Genomic DNA, 20,911 nt, shown 5'->3' with positions numbered 1-20,911 from the left:
CGGAACCCTTGTACAGCCGCCGGGGTCGGTTAATTCGTGCCTGGAGAACAAATGTGATTTGTGCCCCCCGCGCTGTTTGAGGTCGTGCGACATGGCGATACTTTCAACGATTTTGTCAATTCAGAACGGGCCCACGAATGGCCGACACGAGGCTATAACAATGATTGTGTTGCAACGCGTTGCACTGCTGATGACCGCCGCCGCACTGCTCAGTGCCTGCGGGGAAAACTCCAAGCTGCCATTTCAGGCAGGGGTAGGCCCCAAGCCGCAGTTACCTGAGCCCACCACATCGCTGATCCCGACCTTGAAAGTCTCCAAGGCCGTGGGCTGGAGTGGCAGCGATATGCCCAAAGCCCCGGACGGCTTCAAGGTGCAGGCTCTGGCGGACAACCTCGATCACCCGCGCTGGCTGTACAAACTGCCAAACGGTGACGTGCTGGTGGCCGAAAGCAACACCCCGCCCAAGCCGGAAGGTGCAACTGACGGCGGCACCGGGCTGATGGCCTGGGCCAAGCGTACGGCGTCCGGGATTGTCATGGACCGCGCGGGCGCCAAGGCCCCCAGCGCCAACCGCATTACGCTGTTGCGTGATGCCGATGGCGATGGCAAGGCCGAAGTGCACAAGGTCTTCATCAGCGGCCTGACTTCGCCGTTCGGCATGGCGCTTGTGGGTAATGATCTGTTCATTGCTAACGCCGATGCCGTGGTAAAAGTGCCGTACACCGAGGGTCAGACCGAAATCACCGCCAAGCCGGTCAAGGTCACCGACTTGCCCGCCGGCATCAACCACCACTGGACCAAGAACATCGTCGCCAGCAGTGACGGCAGCAAGCTCTACGTGACTGTCGGCTCCAACAGCAACGCGGGCGAGAACGGTCTGGAGGCCGAAGAGGGGCGTGCGGCGATCTGGGAAGTGGACGCAAAAACCGGGCAGAAACGCCTGTTCGCCAGCGGTCTGCGCAATCCTAACGGCCTGGTATGGAAACCGGGCAGCACCGAGCTCTGGACCGTGGTCAACGAGCGTGACGAGATCGGCAGCGATCTGGTGCCGGACTACCTGACCTCGGTGAAAGACGGCGCATTCTATGGCTGGCCGTGGAGCTACTACGGCAATCACGTCGACGTTCGCGTGCAGCCGCCGCGTCCGGACATGGTGGCCAAGGCCATCGCTCCGGATTACGCGCTGGGCACACACGTCGCACCGCTGGGCCTGACCTTTTCCGACGCCCGCGGCATGCCGGAAAACTTCGCCAATGGCGTTTTCGTCGGGGAGCACGGTTCGTGGAACCGCAATCCGCAGGCGGGCTACAAGGTGGTGTTCATCGGATTCAATGATGGCAAGCCTTCGGGCATGCCGATCGACTTCCTGACAGGCTTCCTTAACGCGGACGGTGAGGCGCAAGGTCGGCCAGTGGGCGTGATTCTCGATCAGCAGGGCGCGTTGCTGGTGGCCGATGACGTGGGTAACAAGGTGTGGCGCGTTAGCCGGGCACGCTAGCCCAATCGGCATGTTGGACAGGGGAGCAGGCTGTGGTGTACTGCGCACCTTGCTCTGTTCCTCATCCAGTCAGCGGACGATCCGATGAACTCTTCTAACCGTTCCCACAGCCACGTGATTGGCATGTGGCTGATGGTCGGCGTGGCGTTTGTATTTGCCAGCCACGATGCGATTTCGAAAACCCTGATTCTTGCGCTGCCGGTTATGTTCGTGGCTTGGGCACGCTATCTGATTCATACCCTGATCGTCACCAGCGTGATCGTCCGGGAAAAACGCAAGAATGCCTTTCATACGCAACGGCCCTGGCTGCATGCGCTCAGGGCCGTTTTTCTGCTGGGTGACAGCCTGACCTTTCTGTTCGGGCTGACCCAAGTACCGCTGCTGAATCAACCGCACTGGTGTTTCTGGCTCCGGCGTTCGTCACGATTCTTTCGCCGCTGTTGTTCGGCATCCGCGCGGACCGTTTGCAGTGGCTGTCGGTGATCGTCGGTTTTGTCGGCGTGCTGGTGGTGATCAATCCGGGCAGCGAGGGCTTTTCCCTGTGGATGCTGTTCCCGCTGGCCTCGGCCTTCTGCTTCGCGGTCTATCAGCTGCTGACGCAACTGGCGGGAGAGTCCGACAGCCCATCGGTGTGCAGCTTTTATGTGGGCGTGTTCAGTACCGCGCTGCTGAGCCTGGTGGTGCCGTTCTACTGGGCGGCGCCGAGCCCTTCGCAGTGGGTGTTGCTGCTGATACTCGGCGGCCTCGGCATGACTGCGCATTTGCTGATTTCCAAGTCCTACCGCTATGCCTCGTCGTCGGTGCTTGCGCCGCTGGGCTACCTGCAAATCCTCTTCGCGGCCGTGTACGGGGTGCTGTTTTTCGACAGCTACCCGGTGCTGTCCTCGGCCTTGGGCATGGCGTTGATCTGCATGAGCGGGCTGTTGGTTTATCTCAAGCGCCCATCCGTAGCGGTGGCGGACTGAACGTGCGAGCCGCGCTCAGCGCGCAAATCGCCGAGCGCCGGCCACACACAGGATCACGGCCAGCGTCACGCCGACCATACCGACGCTGACGTGCTCATGCAGCAGGGTTGCGGCCAGTGCCAGGCCGAAAAACGGCTGCAGCAATTGCAGTTGACCCACTGCCGCGATCCCGCCCTGAACCAGCCCGCGATACCAGAACACGAAGCCGATCAGCATGCTGAAGAGCGAGACGTAGCCCAGGCTGAGCCACGCCGGCAGGCTGACGTTGGCGAAGGAGGATGGTGCGCTGTACCAGGTCAGCGCAAACATGACCGGCAACGACAGCACCAGCGCCCAGCAGATCACCTGCCAGCCGCCGAGGGTGCGCGACAGCTTTGCGCCCTCGGCATACCCCAACCCGCAGACCAGCATTGCCAGCAGCATCAGCAGATCACCGGTGGGCGACGCGGTAAGCCCCTGAGACACGGCAAACCCCACCACCAGCGAGCTGCCCAGAATCGAAAACAGCCAGAACACCGGGCGCGGTCGCTCGCCCCCGCGCAGCACGGCAAAAGCCGCCGTGGCCAGCGGCAGCAAGCCGACGAAGACGATTGAGTGCGCTGAAGTCACGTATTGCAGGGCCAGCGCCGTGAGCAGCGGAAAGCCCACCACCACGCCGAGCGCAACGATGCACAACGGCAGCAGATGGTTCCGAGTTGGGCGCTGTTCCTTGAGCAGCCACAGTATGCACAGCGCCACCGCTCCGGCGATGGAAGCTCGGGCAACGGTAAGGAACACCGGCGCGAAATCCTGAACGGCGATGCGCGTCGCTGGCAGAGAACCACTGAAAATGATCACGCCGATCAGGCCGTTGATCCAGCCATTCGACGCCTTTTGCGTGCTGCGTTGGGGCAGGGGCGATGCATGTTCCATGGGGGCGATATCCATTGTGGGCCGTTGCTTCGCCGCAATCCTAGGGCGCAAAATTGGTACAATCAAAAAATTGTCATGGATACATTGAGAGCCTTTGTCATGCCCCGCGCTCGCTATAAAACTCTGGTCGATACCTTCGCCCGCGACATTGCCTCGGGTGCTTTACCGCCTGGCACGCGGCTGCCCACTCACCGACAGCTCGCGCAAGAACAGGGCCTGGCGCTGGTAACCGCATCGAGGGTCTATGCCGAGCTTGAATCCATGGGCCTGATCAGTGGCGAAACCGGGCGCGGCACCTTTGTGCGGGAAATCGCGCTGCCCCTCAGTCACGGTGTCGATCAGCAGGCCGCTGTCGCCGGTGTGCTAGACCTGAATTTCAACTACCCAAGCTTGCCCGGACAGGCGGAAATGCTGCGCGTTGGTCTGAGGCAACTGGCACTTTCCGGGGATCTGGAGGGCTTGCTGCGCTATCAGCCCCATGCCGGACGCAGTCATGAACGGGCTTGCATCGCCCGGCATCTGGAGCGTCGGGGGCTGGGGGTTGATGCCCAAGAGCTGCTGATCGTCAGCGGCGCCCAGCACGGTCTGGCAGCAACCGTCATGGGGTTGCTCAAACCGGGTGACGTGGTCGCCGTCGATGCACTGACCTATTCGGGCTTCAAGGTCATCGCCGAGGCCCATCGGCTGGAAATGGTGCCCATCGCGCTGAAGGACGACGGCCCCGATCTCGATGCGCTGGAGAAGCTTTGCCGCGCGCGCCGGATCAAGGCGGTCTATACCATGCCGACGCTGCACAACCCCATGGGCTGGGTCATGGATCTTGCCTGGCGTGAGCGGTTGGTGGCGATTGCCCGGCAGCATGGGCTGATGCTGATCGAGGACGCGGCCTACGCGTTTCTGGCCGATGAGCCACCGACGCCGCTGCGCAGTCTTGCGCCGGAGTTGACGGTGTATGTGTCGGGGTTCTCCAAGAACGTCGCCACCGGGCTGCGCGTGGGTTTTGTCGTCGCGCCGCTGCCCTGGGTAGCGGCCATCGAACGCACCATCAGAGCGACGACCTGGAACACGCCGGGGGTCATGACGGCGCTGGTCTGCGGTTGGATCGAGGATGGCACTGTGGCGCGGCTTGAAGCTGAAAAACGCCAGGACTCCAGCCAGCGTCAGGCTTTGGCGCGCAAGGTGCTGGCAGGCTTGCGTATCGTCGGTCATCCAGCCTCTTATTTCCTTTGGGTTCAGCTGCCGGAGGATGCTCGTGCCGATCAGGTGGCGATGGAATTGCTGACGATGAACATCGCCGTGTCGACGGCCGAGCCTTTCGCTCTCTCAAGCCCGGTGCCCCATGCCATTCGCCTGGCGCTAGGCTCGGTGGACATGTCCGCGTTAAGCGACGCGCTGCATAAAGTTCGCCAGGTCGTGGGTCACTATGCAGGTGAGTTAGTCTGAATAAACATAGCGGGAAGTTGTTTTATTCGAGAAACCGTAAAGGACTCTTTCCGGCCACGTACCATTCGTGAAATCGATAGTTAACATCATCCATCGAGAGTTCTTTTTTTCCAGTAAAGGAGCAGGATAGAGCCATACCGAACTGGCTTTAGAAGGACACCCGCGATGAGAATTTCAACTCTGCTGACGCTTGTCGCCGTCCTGACTGGCGGTGTTGCCGCCTCCGTTCCCGCTTACGCTGCAACCTCGGCCGCAGCCACTGTTACCGACGAGCAGTCCTGCCATTTCATGCCGGTTGCCGACAGCAGCATCAGCCTGAGAAAGTCGCAGTCAGTGGGTGTGCTCTACAGCGAAAATACCGTCAACACCCTGCACTACCTTGAGCAATATCACGCTGTAGCGCTCAAAGGCGTAAAGAACGGCACGCTGGATTCGCGAATTCGTGAAGCCTTTGTGAACAGCTCCGATCCAAAACTGGCGATTGACTGGCTCAAAGGTTCGATTGCCAAAGAGTTTGCTTCGGTCACCGTTTACGACAACCTCGATGCCTTGATGAAAGCGCGTCCTGATGTGGTGGTGATGCTCGACACTTACAGCCAGTTGGTGACCCAGCGTAACAGCACGGTCCAAGCGCGCTTTGTGGCCAAGTTCTACGACTCGAACCTGCAATACGTCGGCAAGGCCGAAGGCGTCGGTGCGCAGGAACTGACCGCGGTCTGGGTGCATGACAAGGCCGCCCCTGAAATCGCGGCACAGATCGATCGGCAACGTGAGCTGCAAATCCATGCGCTGAAGCAATTCGATATGTCGCTCAAGGCGCTGGTGACTTCGGGTGAAGTGGCGCAGGTGGCGGGTAACTAGGACTTAATGGATGCGTGGCGTCTGTGGGAGTGAGCTTGCTCATGAAGGCGGCATCAAATTTTCAAACGATAGGGTGAACCTGCCGGCCTCTTCGTGAGCAAGCTCACGCCCACAGAGGTATGTACCGCTAGAGGCTGATCGAGTTTTCCAAACACCCAACAAAAACCCGCTGCCACCCAAGAGGTGACAGCGGGTTTTTGTTTATGCTCAGTTACTGGTTGTCGGGCAGCGCGTAAGCGATCACATAGTCGCCACGGTCCGCCGACTGACGGGCGCCGCCGGCGGTGATGACGATGTATTGCTTGCCGGTCTTCGGCGAGACGAAGGTCATCGGGCCGCCTTGGCTGCCCACGGGCAAGCGGGCTTTCCAGGCTTCTTCGCCGTTGGCGCTATTAAAGGCGCGCAGGTAATAGTCCTGGGTGCCAGCGATGAAGATCAGGCCGCCCTGGGTGGAGAGGGTGCCCCCCAGCGTCGGCATGCCGATCGGCAATGGCATGTGCATCTTGATGCCCATGGGGCCGGTGTCCTGCACGGTGCCGACCGGCACTTGCCAGGCGATCTTCTGGGTCTTCATGTCAATGGCGGTCAGGGTGCCGAACGGTGGCGCCTGGCAAGGGATGCCGGCGACCGACAGGAAGCGGTTCTTGTTCACCGCATACGGGGTGCCTTTGAGCGGCACGGCGCCCATGCCGGTATTCAGCGCTTCGCCGCCGCTGGAGGCCTTGGCATCTTTCTGCTGCGGCACCATCTGGCTCCACAGGCCCAGACGCATGTCGTTGACGAAGATGAAACCGTGGACCGGATCGGTCGACAGGCTGCCCCAGTTCATGCCCCCGAGCGAACCCGGGAAGCTCAACGAAACGTCAGTGCCCGGCGCGGTGTACAGGCCGTCGTAGCGCATTTTCTTGAACGAGATACGGCACAGCAGCTGGTCGAACGGCGTGGCACCCCACATGTCCGATTCGGTCAGGGTCTGCGCGCCGATTTCCGGCATGCCCACCGATTTCGGTTGGGTCGGCGAGTACGGTTCGTTCGGGATGTTCGACGGCTTGACCGGGACTTCCTTCACCTCGGTCAGCGGCTGACCGGTGTGACGATCCAGCACGTAGATTTGACCGGCCTTGGTGCCGATCACGACCGCCGGAACCTTGCTGCCGTCCTTTTTGGTGAAGTCGATCAGGCTCGGCTGCATGGGCAAGTCGAAGTCCCACAGATCGTTATGCACGGTCTGGTAGACCCACTTCTGCTCGCCGGTAGTGGCGTTCAGCGCCAGCACGGATGCGCCGTAGGTGTGGTCGAGCTGGGTGCGTTCAACGCCGTAGATGTCGGTGGACGAGCTGCCCATCGGTAGGAACACGGTATTCATTGCCGGATCGTAAGACATCGGTGCCCAGCTGTTCGGCGTGCTGCGCACGTAGGTGCCGCCGCCTTCCGGGGCTTTCTTGTCTTGCGGATTGCCCGGGTCAAAGGCCCAGCGCATTTCACCGGTGACCACGTCGAAACCACGAATCACGCCGCCAGGCATGTCGGTCTGCACGTTGTCCGCCACACGGCCACCAACGACCACGGTGGTACCTGCCATCAGCGGCGCCGACGACAGTTGGTAGTACGAGTCCGGCACGTTACCCAGGCCGGCTTTCAGGTCGATCTGGCCGTTGTCACCAAAGCCTTTGCACAGCTCGCCGGTGTCGGCGTCGACCGCGATCAGGCGCGCGTCGATGGTGTTGGTCAGCAAACGACGCTGGCAGTTGGCGCCCGCAGGGACGGCAACCGGCGCGGCAGGGGTGTTGCCATCGGTAGGCTGGGCGACGGCGGCGGCGTCGAAGTAGGCCAGGCCACGGCAACGCTGCCACACGGCGGATTTGGCGTTGGTTTCGTGCTTCCACAGCTCTTTGCCGCTGTCGGCGTCGAGCGCGATGATGTTGTTGTGCGGGGTGCAGATAAAGACCTTGTCGCCGATCTGCAGCGGGGTCATCTGATCTTCCGCGCCGTTGCCGTCGCTGATGGCCACGTCACCGGTGTGATAGGTCCAGACCGGCACCAGCCTGGAGACGTTGCTGCGGTTGATCTGGTCCAGCGCGGCAAAGCGGCTGCCACCTTCGTCGTTACCGTAGTGCGCCCAGTCTTTCTGCGCCTTGGCCGGGTCGACCTTGGTCAGCTCCGGGCCGTTGCCGGTAGGCGAAACCGAAGCGTGAGGCTGGAACATGCCCCAGAAACCGGCGGTTATTGCGATAGCGAGCACCGCGCTCATCGCGTAGCCGCCACGACCGGCAGCCAGGCCATTGGCCTTGCGCAGCATCGGGTAGATCAGCGCCACCAGCAGGCTCAACACGCCCAGGGCGAACAGGCGCGACACCAGCGGCCAGAACACCAGGCCTGCGTCGACGATGGCCCAGATCAGGGTCAGCACCATGGTGATCGCGAACAGCCAGGCACCGGCCAGGCGTTGTTTGAACATCAGGAAGGACGAGACGATCAGGCCCAGGCCTGCGAGCAGGAAGTACCAGCTGCCGCCCAGGGTGACGAGGTAGCCGCCACCTGCCGCGAATAGTAAGCCAAACACCAGCACGCCGAGGGCGACGACCCAGATGGGCCAGCGACTGACGGATACCGTAGGTCGAGACGTTGTCATGTTGCGTGATCCTGCTGACGCCGAGCGTTGCACAGACGCTCGACAGGTTGGGGAGACGGTTTTTTAAACGATGGCCCCGAAATCCGAGGGATGCGGGCTATTGAGTGAATAATTAACCAGTTAGTTAATTTGTTAAAGATACCAAAAAAAATTTCCGTCTGCGGCAAATTGTCCTCTGTGGGACGGATAAACACCGTTGTGGAATTGGTAATAATGAGCGGATACCCGCCCGCCCTGTAGCAGTACAGTTCGCTGGCGGTGGCGTATTGGAAATCGCTGCCGCTGGCAAGCCGGAGCGCTACAGGGGCGTATTCAGGGCTGCGTTACAGATCGCCATCTTCCATTGTCAGCATGATTTTCCCGACATTCGCTGACGACGGCATGCGCCCGCCTGCATCGGCAACGCGCTCGATGCTTATGCGCAGGAGCGGGCGGGGCAGCCGGTTTGAACTATCACCGGGCACTTGCGCCCTAATGCGCGAAGGCTGCAAACGCAGCGGCAGTAGGGGTGTTTTTCATGAATGAGCAAGCCAGGCAGGACATCCGCGCGCGCTATCACGGCTACATCGATTGTTTGAATCGGCAGGACTGGGCGGCCCTCGGCCAGTTCGTCGATCAGGATGTCTTCTACAATGGCCAGCGTATCGGGCTGGCGGGGTATCGGCACATGCTGGAGAACGACTTTCGGGCGATTCCCGATCTGCGCTTTGTCATCGAACTGCTGATCGCCGACCCGCCCCATGTCGCCGCGCGGCTGGTGTTCGACTGCACGCCGGTGGGCGAGTTGTTCGGGCTACCGGTCAATGGCCAGCGCGTCCATTTCAGCGAAAACGTGATCTACCAATGGCGCGACGGTCGCGTGTGTAACGTGCACTCTGTGATCGATAAGGCCGCGCTAGAGGCTCAGCTGACCGATTCTGCGCACAATGACCGCTAGCGCCTGAATAAACAGCCGGTTACGACAGCCATTGGCAACTGTCGGTGGACTCACGCCGCAGGCTTGTGACCAGGCTGCGAGCCGTTGTAGTTACCGCTGCATTCAGGTGTCTGCATGTTCAAACCCACACTCGTCGACTGAGTCGTTACCCGTCGCAGCCGCCAGTTGATCCTGCGTCTCTTTTCCGGCGATCTGCGCGCTACTGCTACTGATCGGTCTGAGCGGCTGCCTGCTGGTTCAGAACGCCCTGAATCAGGACCGCGACGTGCAGCAACGCTCGCGCATTTTTATCTCGCGCACCCTGAGCAATGCGCAACGCGGTGGGTCGTAACATCATCAACTACGCCAAGTGGGCGAGGCCTACAAACATCTGCACATGACCGTGGACAAAGTCTGGGTGGTCGAACAGCGTAACGTCGGCTCCATGGTCGAAACCCGGGAACAACTGGAGTGCCTGTAACGCTACCCGTGCGACGAAGTGCAGGGCTTTCATTTCAGTCGCGCCGTGCCGGCCGATCAACTGGCGGCGCTGTTTGCTCAGGATTCATCGCGCTTGGCGGACTGACGCATTTCCTTGTCCCGCGCCCTGCGGGGGATGAAGCGTTATAACAGGACGAAAGGACCACCGCAGAAACAGGCTTAACGGCAACGCCGCCTGCGATTGAAATGTGCTTGAGCCGCCCCAAGGTAACCGCATACCCTGAATCGTTCTGATATCACGCAGGTTCCCATGATCGACAGCAGCACGCTGCGGCGTCCCAGGGTTCACCCTCAGCGACCCCCCTTAGAGGTTTTAATTTCATGACGAAAGAAGCATACGTTCCGCCCAAGGTCTGGAAAAACGACGCCGCGTCGGGTGGCCAATTTGCCAGTATCAACCGCCCGGTTGCAGGGCCGACCCACGAAAAAGTCCTGCCGGTGGGCAAGCAGCCGCTGCAACTCTATTCGCTGGCGACCCCCAACGGCGTGAAAGTCACCATCATGCTCGAAGAGCTGCTGGCCCTGGGCAGGACTGACGCGGAATACGACGCCTGGCTGATCCGTATCGGCGAGGGCGACCAGTTCTCCAGCGGCTTCGTCGACATCAACCCCAATTCCAAGATTCCGGCCCTGCTCGATCGCAGCGTCGAGCCTGCGGTGCGCGTGTTCGAATCCGGTTCGATCCTGCTGTACCTCGCCGAGAAATTCGGCGCCTTGCTGCCCACGGACCCGGCAGGCCGCACGGAGACCCTCAATTGGCTGTTCTGGCAAATGGGCGCGGCGCCGTATCTGGGCGGCGGTTTCGGTCACTTCTACGTGTATGCGCCAGAGAAAATCGAATACGCGATCAACCGCTTCACCATGGAAGCCAAGCGTCAACTCGACGTGCTCGATCGTCGCCTGGCCGAAAGCCCTTATCTGGCCGGTGAGCAATACACCATCGCCGACATCGCAGTGTGGTCCTGGTATGGCCAACTGGTGCGCGGCACCGTCTACAACTCCGCCGAATTCCTCGACGCCCAACGCTATACCCACGTCCAGCGCTGGGCGGAAACCATCGCCAACCGTCCTGCGGTCGTACGCGGGCTGCGGGTCAACCGCACCTGGGGCGATGAAGACAAGCAGGTGCCAGAGCGGCATTCGGCGGCGGATATCAGCTGACACGATTTTTGGGGGGCAACCCCCGCTTCTGCCAGGAGGGCGTAGGAGTCCAGCTTGCTGACGATCTGCCGCGAAGCGGCAGTAAATCCGGTAACCACGTTGTGCCTGACACAATCAGGTCGCCTGATTTCGCTGCCGCTACGCGCCAGATCGCCTGCAAGCAAGGCTCCTACGCCCTTCGGGCAGAATCAAAAACATAGAAAAAGAGATTGCCTGATCCATGATCAAAGACACCCCGTTCCCCCAGGGCATCGACACGCCCATTACCCGCAGCGCGATCTTCATGGTCGCGACCATCGCACCCGGCAGTGATGCCGTCGAGGCCGTGCGGGCCTGGTGTGGGGACATTGCCGGGATGGTGCGAGCCGTGGGCAAGCGGATTCCCGATGGCAACCTGTCGTGCATCTGCGGGTTCAGTTTCAACGCCTGGGATTCGCTGTTCGGCAGCACGCGTCCGGCGTCGCTGCATACGTTCCGCGAGTTTGGCCCGCCGGAGCGCCGCGCCGTGGCGACCCCCGGCGACATCCTGCTGCATATCCGTGCCGAGCGCATGGACCTGTGCTTCGAGCTGGCCACTCAGCTGCTGGAACCTTTGGGCGCTGCAATCTCTGTGGTCGAGGAAGTCCACGGCTTCCGTAACTTCGACATGCGCAGCATCATCGGCTTTGTCGATGGCACCGAAAACCCCGAAGGCAAGCGCGCAGCAGAGGCGACCATCGTCGGTGACGAAGATCCCGGTTTCGCGGGGGGCAGCTACGTCATCGTGCAGAAATACCTGCACGACATGAGCGCCTGGAATCAACTGACCGTCGAACAGCAGGAGCTGATCATCGGCCGCAAGAAACTGTCGGACATCGAACTCGACGACTCGGTAAAACCGAGCAACTCCCACAGCGCCCTGACGGTGATCGAAAAGGACGGCAAAGAGGTCAAGATCCTGCGCCATAACATGCCATTCGGGCGACCTGGGGCAGGGGAGTTCGGCACCTATTTCATTGGCTACGCACGTTCGCCTGAGCCGCTGGAACAGATGCTGGAAAACATGTTCGTCGGGCGACCTGCCGGCAATTACGACCGGCTGCTGGATTTCAGCAAGGCGGTCAGCGGCGCGCTGTTCTTCGTGCCGTCCACGGATTTCATGGCAGCGCTGGGAGACTGACTCCTCCTTGAGGGTATCGGCCGTCGGGGTAACTCCGTCGGCCTTGCGAGACTTTCCGCTGAAAAACCGGATAATGGCCGCCATTCGTTTTTCACGCTGCCGGTACCCTCATGGAAATCAAGGTCAACTTTCTCGACAACCTGCGACTTGAAGCCAAGTTCGACGACTTCACGGTGATTGCCGACCAGCCCATCCGCTACAAAGGCGATGGCTCGGCACCGGGGCCGTTCGACTACTTCCTGGCGTCGTCGGCCTTGTGCGCGGCCTATTTCGTCAAGCTGTACTGCCAGACCCGCAACATCCCCACCGACAACATTCGCCTGTCGCAGAACAACATCGTCGACCCGGAAAACCGCTACAACCAGATCTTCAAGATCCAGGTCGAGCTGCCCGCCGACATCTCCGAAAAAGACCGTCTGGGCATCCTGCGCTCCATTGACCGCTGCACCGTGAAGAAGGTCGTGCAGGCCGGCCCCGAGTTCGTCATCGAAGAGGTGGAAAACCTCGACGCCGACGCCCAGGCCCTGTTGATGCCTGCTCTTAATGAAGAGGGCGTCCACGGCGCCAACACCTACATTCTGGGCAAGGACCTGCCGCTGGAGCAGACGATCGCCAACATGTCCGGGATTCTCTCGAACTTAGGCATGAAGATCGAAATCGCCTCCTGGCGCAACATCGTGCCCAACGTCTGGTCGCTGCATATTCGCGACGCCCACTCGCCGATGTGCTTCACCAACGGCAAGGGTTCGACCAAGGAAAGCGCGCTGGCGTCGGCGCTGGGCGAGTTCATCGAGCGCCTGAACTGCAACTTTTTCTACAACGACCAGTTCTGGGGCGAAGACATCGCCAACGCCGAGTTCGTGCATTACCCGAGCGAGCGCTGGTTCAAACCCGGCCCGAAAGACGAGCTGCCCAGCGAAATTCTCGACGACTACTGCCTGAAGATTTACAACCGCGATGGCGAGCTGCGCGGCTCGCATCTTTTCGACACCAACTCTGGCAACACCCAACGTGGCATCGTCTCGCTGCCGTTCGTGCGTCAGTCCGATGGCCAGACGGTGTACTTCCCGTCCAACCTGATCGAGAACCTGTACCTGAGCAACGGCATGAGCGCCGGCAACACCCTCGCCGAAGCCCAAGTGCAGTGCCTGTCAGAAATTTTCGAGCGCGCCGTGAAGCGGGAAATCCTCGAAGGAGAACTCGCCCTGCCAGACGTGCCGCAAGACGTCATCGCCAAGTACCCCGGCATTCTCGCCGGGATTCAGGGCCTGGAAGCCCAGGGCTTTCCGGTGCTGGTCAAGGACGCATCGCTGGGCGGGGAATTTCCGGTCATGTGCGTGACCCTGATGAACCCGCGTACCGGCGGCGTGTTTGCCTCGTTCGGCGCCCACCCAAGCTTCGAAGTCGCCCTTGAGCGCAGCCTGACCGAACTGCTGCAAGGTCGCAGCTTCGAGGGCCTGAACGATCTGCCGCAGCCGACTTTCGAAGGTCAGGCGGTGATCGAGCCGAACAACTTCGTCGAGCACTTTATCGATTCCAGCGGCGTGGTGTCGTGGCGTTTCTTCAGTGCTGCCGCCGATTACGAGTTCGTCGAGTGGGACTTCACAAGCAATGGTGAAGACGCCAACGCCGAAGAAGCCGCGACCCTGTTCGGCATTCTCGAGGACATGGGCAAGGAAGCGTACATGGCCGTCTACGACGACCTGGGCGCCAACGCCTGCCGTATTCTGGTGCCGGGTTATTCGGAGATCTACCCGATCGAAGACCTGATCTGGGACAACACCAACAAGGCGCTGCAATTTCGCGCCGACATCCTCAACCTGCACAGCCTAAGCAAGGTGGGCCTGCGCACCCTGGCCCAGAACCTGGAAGCCAGCGAGCTGGACGACTACACCGACATCACCACGCTGATCGGCATCGAGTTCGACGACAATACCGCGTGGGGGCAGCTGACCATTCTGGAACTCAAGCTGCTCATCTACCTGGCCTTGCAGAAGTTCGAAAAGGCCAAGGATCTGGTGGAAGCCTTCCTGCAGTACAACGACAACACCGTCGAGCGCGGCCTGTTCTATCAGGCGGTCAACGTGGTGCTGGAGATGCAACTGGACGAGGATCTGAACCTGGCCGACTACGAGCTGAACTTGCGCCGCATGTTCGGCAACGAGCGTATGGACGCGGCAATTGGTTCGGTGGACGGCAGCGTGCGCTTCTACGGTTTGACGCCGACCAGCCTGAAACTTGAAGGGCTGGACCGTCATCTGCGTCTGATCGACAGCTATAAAAAGCTGCATGCGGCGCGGGCCAAGGCCGCTTCAAAACTGTAAAAACTCAGCTGCGGTCAAGTTTGCCCGGTGGGCGCCGGCTGGCTGGCGCCCACCGGAACCGCGTCGAACCAAAGCATCTGTTACCGAGCAAAAACCATGAACCGTCGCAAGAAAATCGTCCAATTGCTCAAGGCTCACGCCAAGAAAGCCAACGCCAAACTGGCGCCCAAGAGCAACAAGCCCAAATACATCAGCAAGGCCGACCGCGCGAAGCTCGAGGCTGAGGCTGGCGAAGCGTCGACCGGTTCTGTTGAGTCCTGATCAGGCGTGACTCAGGCGTTTTCGCTGACAATCGCAAGTACAAAGCGAGCGGTGCCGCTCTCGGCTTCATCGTGAACTGCCAGGTCCGCGACGAATCCGCAGCGCGTCAACACTTTCTGCGAGGCTACATTGCCGGTATAGGCGTAGGCCACCAGCTGCGCCAGCCCCAAACGCTGTCTGGCATAATCGATCAGAAAATTGAGCGCCCGTGTGGCAAGGCCTTGGCCGCAGGCCTTCTCGGCGATTCGATAACCCACCTGCGCCGTGCCCGAAGTCGTATCGATGCTCTTCAGATTGGCGCGACCAATGATGTGGCCCTCGGCGTCCTCGATTACAAAGCTGTGCCAGATCCCCTGAGCGTGGTCCACCAGATACCCCGTAACGTGCTCAGTCACGCCTTGCGTCGAATAGAACGAGGGCGCGCGGGGCTCGATATGGGATTCAAACCAGGCCCTATTCAGGGCTTCAAAGGTCAACAGGGCGTCGACATCGGTGGGTTTCAGCTGGCGAATGCGCAACGCGTCCATGCTTTCTCTGCTCGTGTGAAGAATTCAGGCAGCGAGTAAAACACGAGAAAGGCATTGCGTCTGCATGGCCATCCGGTGCTCCTGCAGACGCTAGCGGGCAAAAGGAGCAGGCTCAGCTTCTCAAGTCGGTACTTTTGTCTTCGCTGGAGACTTCCGGTTTTTCAAGAGGGCGGAATTCACCTTTGACTTCCAGTGCCTTGAAATGCTCGCCCAGCTTGTTTTCGATACCGCCAACGGCATCGAGGTCCTTGAGGTCCTCGACCACCAGCCATAATCGCGGCAGGTTCTGAAAATAGGCTTCGTCGATCTCGACATCCTGGGTCAGTTCGCGGTCTGCGCGCCACAGGCACTCACGCTCTGATCGTTCAGGGTCCTGCGGCCAGTTTTCGGAGGTGGTGAGCCAGATTTCGTAGAAATCCTTGAGCTCATCCCTGTGCATTTTTTCCAGTTTTTCCAGCGGAACGAATGTATTCACGGCGTCACCTGTATGCGTGTTGATTCCATGGCCCGACATCATGTCCAGGCCTGCCCCCGGTCTCGGCACGGTTGCAGAGGCGTACTCCTATGAGGCCAGAGCCGCTCGCGGGAGTTCCATCAATCGTGCAACAACGCCTGCATCGGCAGCCTCACGCAGACTTCCAGACCGCCCTTTCTCCGGTTTTTGAGGCTCAGGCTGCCACCATGTTCCAGCACGATGGCCCGTGCGGCGGGCAGCCCCAGGCCTACACCTCCGGTGTTCTTGTTGCGTGAGGCTTCGATGCGAAAGAAAGGCGTAAACACGCGTTCCTGATATTCCGGCGCGATGCCGGGGCCGCGGTCGGTGACGCGGATTTCCACGCCAGCGCCATGGCCCTGCAGACTGACGCCCGGTTCTGCGGCGTATTTGATGGCGTTCTCGATCAGATTGACCAATGCACGCTTGATGCCGATAGGGCGGCCGACGTAGACGAAGCGCTGCGGGCTGATCAGCGCGACATCGATCCCTGCATCCTTGAAGTCATCGACGATGGTGTGCAGCAGCTCGGCCAGATCAAACGCCGTCGCCTGTTCCAGTCGTGCGTCGTCGCGGAAGAAATCCAGCGCCGAATTGACCATCGCCTGCATGTCGTCGACGTCCCTGAAGAGCCGGGATTGCTGCTCGGTGTCTTCGATGAATTCGCCACGCAGGCGCATGCGCGTCAGGGGCGCACGCAAATCGTGGGAGATGGCTGCGAGCATTTGCGTGCGGTCGTGCAGAAAGTGCTGGATCTGCGCCTGCATGGCGTTGAAGGCAAGGATCGCCTGGCGGATTTCCTGAGGGCCGATCACCGGAATCGGCGGCGCCTTGAAGTCCACGCCAAAGCGTCGGGCACCTTGGGCGAAGCGCTCCAGCGGCGCTGCCAGATGCCGCGTTGCGATCAGCGCCACGATCAGGGTCGAGGACAGCATCAGCGCAATGATGATCAGGTTGCGCGGCAGCTCACCCAGCCCCCAGCTACGTGTGGGCACCCCGTACATCACCCACGATTGATCCGTTAGCTCGATGAGCAGGGCGTATCGGCCATCCGCTGTGTTCGACGTCCAGTCGGCGGGTTCATAGGCTTCGATTCGCGCATGCGGCTTACCCAGCAGTTGGCGCAACAGCGGGGCGCCGGAGCGAAAATCCGGATCGTCGATCGCAGGCATTCGGGCGTCTTCGTGACGCGGCAACCACTGAGTGTTGAACCCTTGATCGCTGGCGGCGCGGGCGATATCGGGACGTTGTTGTGGGGGGATCGAGTCGAGGATGCGGGTGATCGCCGCGGCCTTTTCCATCAGTCCGGTTTCCATCAGTGGCGGACGGGCCCAGACCCCGCCCAGCAGGCTGAACACGCCATTCAAGGCCAGTGAGGTGAGCATCGCGGCCAGGGTGGTCAGGGCAATCCAGCGCGCGACCGTTTCCCGGGGCCGGGTCAGGCACAGACGCAACGCGTTGAGCCGCTTCACCGGTTTACCACGCTGGGGGTGAACAGATACCCCACATTGCGAATCGTGCGAATCATCGGCGCGCCCGTGGGGTCGGATTCAAGTTTGCGCCGCAGGCGGCTGACCTGAACGTCGATGCTGCGATCGAACGCGTCGTGGCGTTCCCCTCGCGCCATGTCCAGCAATTGCTGGCGGGTGAGCACCCGGCGCGGATGCTCGGCGAAGACCAGCAGCAGTTCGAACTCCCCGGCTGACAGCGGAATCATCACGTTGTCCGGGGAGCGCAGCTCACGACGGGTGACGTCCAGTTGCCAGTCGGCGAACGTCAGAATCGGCCTGGCTCCTTCATTGGCGACGCTGCGCGCCTCGCCGGTTCGCCTGAGTACGGCACGCACTCTGGCCAGCAGTTCCCGCGCGTCGAAAGGCTTGGTCAGGTAGTCATCGGCGCCCAGTTCCAGGCCGACGACCCGGTCGCTCGGCTCGCCCAGCGCCGTGAGCATGATCACCGCGACGCTGTGTTGGGCCCGCAAGCGCTGACATAGCACCAGGCCGCTGTCGCCGGGCAGCATCACGTCGAGGATGATCAGGTCAGGCACGCGGCGTTCCACAGCCTGCCACAGCGACGTGCCGTCGGTGGCCACCTCGACACTGTAGCCGTGTTGCTGAAGGAATTTCTGCAGAAGGGCGAGGACTTCAAGGTCATCGTCGACCAGAATGAGATGGCTCACGGTTGGACACGCTGTCAGGCTGGAAACAGGTGCCTATCTAAAATCATTCAGCGCCCCGCGTCATATATTTCAATCCGGCAACAAAGCGACCGGCTCGCAAAAAAACGGCAATCTTCGGGCAAGAAAGCGCAGGCAGCATCGCCAGCAATCCTTGTCGAGATGCCCGCATGCCCATCCTCAAACCTGCTTTGCCTTGCGTTCGATTTGCCGCCGCTGGTGTTCTGGCCTTGCTGGCCAGCGGCTGTGCGACGTCATCTTTCCCCGAGCCTGCGTCTTGTGAACGCCTCGAGTACCCGGTTCATGACCCGGCGCAGTCGATCAACCGGGGAATCTTCGCCTTCAACCGCGCCGTCGACGATTACGCCGTGGCGCCAGTCGCTCGGGGCTATCTGCACCTGCCTGGCTTCTTGCAGACCGGTGTACACAACTTCGTTGCCAACTTCGGCGAGCCCAAGGTCTTCATCAACGATCTGCTGCAAGGCAACGGTCGGCGCTCGGTCAACACCCTGGGGCGGTTCGTCATCAACACCACGATTGGGGTGGTTGGCCTCATCGACGTGTCGGGCAAGCTGGGTATCGAGCGGCACAAGGCCGATTTCGGCCAGACCTTCGGCGTCTGGAACATCGCTGATGGGCCCATCGTCGAACTGCCGCTGCTCGGCACCGCCAACCTGCGGGACGCTACGGGCAAGGTGTTGAGTTTTGCCGTCGACCCGTTCGGCGACAACAGCGACACCGTCCAGACCCTGAGTACGATCAATACGGTCGGCGGCATCGTCGATGGACGGGCACGTCTGTTGCCGGTGACTGACAAATTGCGGCAGGAGCCGGATGACTACGTGGCGCTGCGCGATGCCACGGCGGCGAAGCGGGCTGACTTCGTTCAGCAGGGAAAGCTTGGAACGGCCAAGGGCGAGGCGTCGGAGTGCTTGCTGCCTAATGCCGATTGACCTGCCCCCGGTCCGGCCCGTCCCCCGGGGTGTGGATGCGGATGTGCCGGGCGCGGGTTTGGTCGGGAGTCACGCGCAGCAGGAATATGCTCAACAGGCCATTTTCAAAGGTCGCTCCCTGCACCTCGATGTGGTCGGCCAGGTGAAAGACCATGCGAAACGCGCCATGGGCGATGCCCTGATGCAGGTAGGTGGCGCCGCCGTCGGTGGCCCGTTCGCCGCCGCAGACGGTGAGTACGTCTTTCTCGACGAGCAGGTCCAGGTCGTCGGCGGACAAGCCTGCGGCGGCGATGACGATGCGGTAATGGTCGTCGCCGTAGCGCTCGACGTTATGAGGGGGGTAGCCCGTGGCTGTTTCGCTGTGCAGCGCCGACTCGAAGAAATCGTTGAAGCGATCGAATCCCACCGATTGGCGGAACAACGGAGCCAGTGAGCTGGGAGTGGCCATGTCCAAATCTCCTGACGATTCTGGTGATCAAGACGCGAGTCGCAGATCGGCTTCGCACACTAAGGAGTTAGGCTCACTGGCGGTAAAACACAAGCGGGAAACAGGAAATATTCGGCTGAATCCTTTTAGGTCGCCCTTCAATTCTGCACGTGCGGGGCCTCGAAAATATCCAGCAGATCCTGAACCGTGCTTTGCAGGTACTCACCGGCGCGGTAGGCCGGTTTCAGCGCATCGCCCCCTTCAATCACTGCCTCTGGCCGCTCGATGAAACGTCCGACCGGCTCAAAGGCATCGTCGAGCACCAGCACGAACGGAATGGAAATCCGCTCGAGATTCAGGCGCTGTTTCAGAGCATCCTCCGCGCGAGCCTTGGAGATGATTGCCAGCTCGATATTGGGCTGGGTGCGTTGCAGGTAATCCATGACGGTGACGTTGATCTGGCAATCCGGGCACCACATCTCAGCGGCGATGAGCAGATGAAAACGTCTGTTAACGGCGCCGAGCCGCTGCCGGGTCACCGGGGTCAGGGCATCTGGCGTGGCGAGTTTGTGCTGGATCACGCGCACCGCGCTGATTTCCCCGGGCAGGCCGTGTTCGACGAAGGCGTCGAAAGTCTGGCCGATGGCGAAGAGGTCCTGATACGACGTCATGGTGGGGCTCACTTTTCAAATCCGATGGCGCATCCCAGCAGAAATGCGCGGGGGCTGCAATGGCGGTCAGGTGGGAGGCTGTTCCCTGAACTGCCGAACATGATCCACCAGCGCCCGCAGCTTGGGCGCCAGGTTGTGTCGATTGGGGTAATAAAGAAAGAACCCCGCAAATGGCGTGAGGTATTCATCCAGCACGCTGACCAGTTCGCCGCGCTGCACATACGGGCGGAAGGTGTCTTCGATGCCGAAGGTGATGCCACTACCGGCCAAGGCCGTGCGTACCATCAGCAGCATGTCGTTGGTGGTGATCTGCGGCGCGACAGCCACGTCGAACGCGCGGCCTTGCTCGCTGAATTCCCAGCGCCACGGCGCGACGTCCGGTGCCGGGCGCCAGCCGATGCAGCGATGGCCGGCCAGGTCGCGGGGGTGCAAAGGCCGACCGTGGCGTTCAAGGTAGGCGGGCGTGGCGACAGCGACTTCGCGCTGCTCGCCGGTGATGGGGATGGCGATCATGTCCTGCTCGATCACTTCGCCCAGCCTCACGCCGGCATCGAAACCACGCTCGACGATATCGAATGTTTCATCGGTGACGGTCACGTCCAGCGTCACCTCCGGATAGGCCTCCACGAAACTGGCGATCAGCGGCCCGTCGAGAAATCGCTCGGCAATCGAGGTCACGGCCACCTTCAGCAATCCCCGAGGCGGACCCTTGAGGGCAGCGTTATCCAGTGCGTGGCCGAGTGTCGAGAGCGCCCCGATCGTCTGTCGATACAGCTGTTCGCCGGCCTCGGTCAGGCGCACATTGCGGGTAGAGCGCTGCACCAGCGAGACACCGAGGTTGTCCTCCAGGCGGCGAATGCTCTGGCTCACCGCCGAGCGACTGACATCCAGGCGGTCGGCGGCAGCGCGGAAGTTATGCAGTTGCGCAACGGCGGCGAAGACCTTCAGCAAGTTGAGATCAATATCCATTGGTAAGCTCGGTTAACCAATACAGTCAGTCTGGAGGGAGTTATCGCGACAATGCCTTGGGG

The 20,911-nt window shown here is 61.0% G+C and carries 20 protein-coding genes; 11 read left to right on the top strand and 9 right to left on the bottom strand.

What is annotated here, in order from left to right; all coding sequences use genetic code 11:
• Positions 1–160 precede the first annotated feature (160 nt).
• From AC07V9_RS13090 to AC07V9_RS13080, 3 genes are all read left to right on the top strand, one after another.
• Positions 161–1,498 (top strand): PQQ-dependent sugar dehydrogenase, encoded by a 1,338-nt coding sequence (locus AC07V9_RS13090; RefSeq protein WP_495016129.1) that lies wholly within the window; start codon positions 161–163, stop codon positions 1,496–1,498.
• Positions 1,499–1,582: 84 nt separating this feature from the next.
• On the top strand, positions 1,583–1,981 hold the full coding sequence (locus AC07V9_RS13085; protein WP_495016128.1) for a hypothetical protein: 399 nt from the start codon (positions 1,583–1,585) through the stop codon (positions 1,979–1,981).
• The gene (locus tag AC07V9_RS13080; protein ID WP_495016127.1) at positions 1,897–2,463 is read left to right on the top strand and encodes a DMT family transporter; all 567 of its coding nucleotides are present in this window, start codon (positions 1,897–1,899) and stop codon (positions 2,461–2,463) included. Before AC07V9_RS13085 ends, AC07V9_RS13080 begins: the two co-directional genes overlap by 85 nt.
• Before the next feature lie 15 nt (positions 2,464–2,478).
• Here AC07V9_RS13080 and AC07V9_RS13075 read toward each other — a convergent pair whose 3' ends face one another.
• A complete protein-coding gene (locus tag AC07V9_RS13075; RefSeq protein ID WP_495016126.1) occupies positions 2,479–3,375 on the bottom strand; it encodes a DMT family transporter in 897 nt (298 codons plus the stop codon).
• A gap of 99 nt (positions 3,376–3,474) precedes the next feature.
• Between AC07V9_RS13075 and AC07V9_RS13070 the strand changes: the two genes are divergently transcribed.
• Together AC07V9_RS13070 and AC07V9_RS13065 are read left to right on the top strand one after the other, a co-directional pair.
• Positions 3,475–4,818, top strand: a complete 1,344-nt coding sequence (locus tag AC07V9_RS13070) for an aminotransferase-like domain-containing protein (RefSeq protein ID WP_495016125.1) — start codon at positions 3,475–3,477, stop codon at positions 4,816–4,818.
• A gap of 165 nt (positions 4,819–4,983) precedes the next feature.
• On the top strand, positions 4,984–5,679 hold the full coding sequence (locus AC07V9_RS13065; RefSeq protein WP_495016124.1) for an ATPase: 696 nt from the start codon (positions 4,984–4,986) through the stop codon (positions 5,677–5,679).
• A gap of 211 nt (positions 5,680–5,890) precedes the next feature.
• Here AC07V9_RS13065 and AC07V9_RS13060 read toward each other — a convergent pair whose 3' ends face one another.
• Complete coding sequence (locus tag AC07V9_RS13060; RefSeq protein ID WP_495016123.1) at positions 5,891–8,311, bottom strand: glucose/quinate/shikimate family membrane-bound PQQ-dependent dehydrogenase; 2,421 nt, start codon at positions 8,309–8,311, stop codon at positions 5,891–5,893.
• Between the two features lie 517 nt (positions 8,312–8,828).
• On the opposite strand from AC07V9_RS13060, the gene AC07V9_RS13055 reads away from it, so the two are divergent.
• From AC07V9_RS13055 to AC07V9_RS13035, 5 genes are all read left to right on the top strand, one after another.
• Positions 8,829–9,248, top strand: coding sequence for an ester cyclase (locus AC07V9_RS13055; protein WP_495016122.1), 420 nt, complete (start codon positions 8,829–8,831; stop codon positions 9,246–9,248).
• Between the two features lie 801 nt (positions 9,249–10,049).
• Positions 10,050–10,889 carry a glutathione-dependent disulfide-bond oxidoreductase gene (gene yghU / locus AC07V9_RS13050; RefSeq protein WP_495016121.1) on the top strand — a complete coding sequence of 280 codons (840 nt, stop codon included), beginning with the start codon at positions 10,050–10,052 and terminating at the stop codon, positions 10,887–10,889.
• A 220-nt stretch (positions 10,890–11,109) separates the two neighbouring features.
• On the top strand, positions 11,110–12,048 hold the full coding sequence (locus AC07V9_RS13045; RefSeq protein ID WP_495016120.1) for a Dyp-type peroxidase: 939 nt from the start codon (positions 11,110–11,112) through the stop codon (positions 12,046–12,048).
• 110 nt (positions 12,049–12,158) lie between these two features.
• On the top strand, positions 12,159–14,372 hold the full coding sequence (locus tag AC07V9_RS13040) for an OsmC domain/YcaO domain-containing protein (RefSeq protein ID WP_495016119.1): 2,214 nt from the start codon (positions 12,159–12,161) through the stop codon (positions 14,370–14,372).
• 96 nt (positions 14,373–14,468) lie between these two features.
• Entirely contained in the window at positions 14,469–14,633 is a 165-nt protein-coding gene (locus tag AC07V9_RS13035) for a DUF2986 domain-containing protein (protein ID WP_495016118.1), read from the top strand.
• 11 nt (positions 14,634–14,644) lie between these two features.
• Here the strand turns inward: AC07V9_RS13035 and AC07V9_RS13030 are convergent, their stop codons facing one another.
• The 4 genes from AC07V9_RS13030 to AC07V9_RS13015 form a co-directional block, all read right to left on the bottom strand.
• Entirely contained in the window at positions 14,645–15,160 is a 516-nt protein-coding gene (locus tag AC07V9_RS13030) for a GNAT family N-acetyltransferase (RefSeq protein WP_495016117.1), read from the bottom strand.
• A gap of 112 nt (positions 15,161–15,272) precedes the next feature.
• The gene (locus tag AC07V9_RS13025; protein WP_495016116.1) at positions 15,273–15,635 is read right to left on the bottom strand and encodes a hypothetical protein; all 363 of its coding nucleotides are present in this window, start codon (positions 15,633–15,635) and stop codon (positions 15,273–15,275) included.
• 119 nt (positions 15,636–15,754) lie between these two features.
• Complete coding sequence (locus tag AC07V9_RS13020; protein ID WP_495016115.1) at positions 15,755–17,125, bottom strand: ATP-binding protein; 1,371 nt, start codon at positions 17,123–17,125, stop codon at positions 15,755–15,757.
• Positions 17,122–17,832: a response regulator gene (locus AC07V9_RS13015; protein ID WP_495016114.1), complete on the bottom strand. Its 711-nt coding sequence runs from the start codon at positions 17,830–17,832 to the stop codon at positions 17,122–17,124. Before AC07V9_RS13015 ends, AC07V9_RS13020 begins: the two co-directional genes overlap by 4 nt.
• Positions 17,833–17,999: 167 nt before the next feature.
• Here AC07V9_RS13015 and AC07V9_RS13010 point away from each other — a divergent pair, with 167 nt between their 5' ends.
• On the top strand, positions 18,000–18,782 hold the full coding sequence (locus AC07V9_RS13010; protein WP_495016113.1) for an MlaA family lipoprotein: 783 nt from the start codon (positions 18,000–18,002) through the stop codon (positions 18,780–18,782).
• Here AC07V9_RS13010 and AC07V9_RS13005 read toward each other — a convergent pair.
• The 3 genes from AC07V9_RS13005 to AC07V9_RS12995 all read right to left on the bottom strand — a co-directional run bounded on the left by AC07V9_RS13005 (position 18,769) and on the right by AC07V9_RS12995 (position 20,849).
• Positions 18,769–19,230 carry an Hsp20 family protein gene (locus tag AC07V9_RS13005; RefSeq protein ID WP_495016112.1) on the bottom strand — a complete coding sequence of 154 codons (462 nt, stop codon included), beginning with the start codon at positions 19,228–19,230 and terminating at the stop codon, positions 18,769–18,771. The genes AC07V9_RS13010 and AC07V9_RS13005 overlap by 14 nt on opposite strands.
• A gap of 137 nt (positions 19,231–19,367) precedes the next feature.
• Positions 19,368–19,880, bottom strand: a complete 513-nt coding sequence (locus tag AC07V9_RS13000; RefSeq protein ID WP_495016111.1) for a thioredoxin family protein — start codon at positions 19,878–19,880, stop codon at positions 19,368–19,370.
• Between the two features lie 66 nt (positions 19,881–19,946).
• A complete protein-coding gene (locus tag AC07V9_RS12995) occupies positions 19,947–20,849 on the bottom strand; it encodes a LysR family transcriptional regulator (RefSeq protein WP_495016110.1) in 903 nt (300 codons plus the stop codon).
• Between the last annotated feature and the right edge of the window lie 62 nt (positions 20,850–20,911).

This window comes from Pseudomonas sp. GW821-FHT02A11 (assembly GCF_059421985.1).
The sequence above is the reverse complement of the archived record's forward strand: the minus strand, read 5'-3'. Positions and strand labels throughout refer to the sequence as shown.

Excerpts from the sequence above, each read along its gene's own strand:
- AC07V9_RS13090 (WP_495016129.1), top strand. The coding sequence starts at position 161 with ATGATTGTGTTGCAACGCGTTGCACTGCTGATGACCGCCGCCGCACTG.
- AC07V9_RS13085 (WP_495016128.1), top strand. The coding sequence starts at position 1,583 with ATGAACTCTTCTAACCGTTCCCACAGCCACGTGATTGGCATGTGGCTG.
- AC07V9_RS13075 (WP_495016126.1), bottom strand. The coding sequence starts at position 3,375 with ATGGAACATGCATCGCCCCTGCCCCAACGCAGCACGCAAAAGGCGTCG.
- AC07V9_RS13070 (WP_495016125.1), top strand. The coding sequence starts at position 3,475 with ATGCCCCGCGCTCGCTATAAAACTCTGGTCGATACCTTCGCCCGCGAC.
- AC07V9_RS13065 (WP_495016124.1), top strand. The coding sequence starts at position 4,984 with ATGAGAATTTCAACTCTGCTGACGCTTGTCGCCGTCCTGACTGGCGGT.
- AC07V9_RS13060 (WP_495016123.1), bottom strand. The coding sequence starts at position 8,311 with ATGACAACGTCTCGACCTACGGTATCCGTCAGTCGCTGGCCCATCTGG.
- AC07V9_RS13055 (WP_495016122.1), top strand. The coding sequence starts at position 8,829 with ATGAATGAGCAAGCCAGGCAGGACATCCGCGCGCGCTATCACGGCTAC.
- yghU (WP_495016121.1), top strand. The coding sequence starts at position 10,050 with ATGACGAAAGAAGCATACGTTCCGCCCAAGGTCTGGAAAAACGACGCC.
- AC07V9_RS13045 (WP_495016120.1), top strand. The coding sequence starts at position 11,110 with ATGATCAAAGACACCCCGTTCCCCCAGGGCATCGACACGCCCATTACC.
- AC07V9_RS13040 (WP_495016119.1), top strand. The coding sequence starts at position 12,159 with ATGGAAATCAAGGTCAACTTTCTCGACAACCTGCGACTTGAAGCCAAG.
- AC07V9_RS13035 (WP_495016118.1), top strand. The coding sequence starts at position 14,469 with ATGAACCGTCGCAAGAAAATCGTCCAATTGCTCAAGGCTCACGCCAAG.
- AC07V9_RS13030 (WP_495016117.1), bottom strand. The coding sequence starts at position 15,160 with ATGGACGCGTTGCGCATTCGCCAGCTGAAACCCACCGATGTCGACGCC.
- AC07V9_RS13010 (WP_495016113.1), top strand. The coding sequence starts at position 18,000 with ATGCCCATCCTCAAACCTGCTTTGCCTTGCGTTCGATTTGCCGCCGCT.
- AC07V9_RS13005 (WP_495016112.1), bottom strand. The coding sequence starts at position 19,230 with ATGGCCACTCCCAGCTCACTGGCTCCGTTGTTCCGCCAATCGGTGGGA.
- AC07V9_RS13000 (WP_495016111.1), bottom strand. The coding sequence starts at position 19,880 with ATGACGTCGTATCAGGACCTCTTCGCCATCGGCCAGACTTTCGACGCC.
- AC07V9_RS12995 (WP_495016110.1), bottom strand. The coding sequence starts at position 20,849 with ATGGATATTGATCTCAACTTGCTGAAGGTCTTCGCCGCCGTTGCGCAA.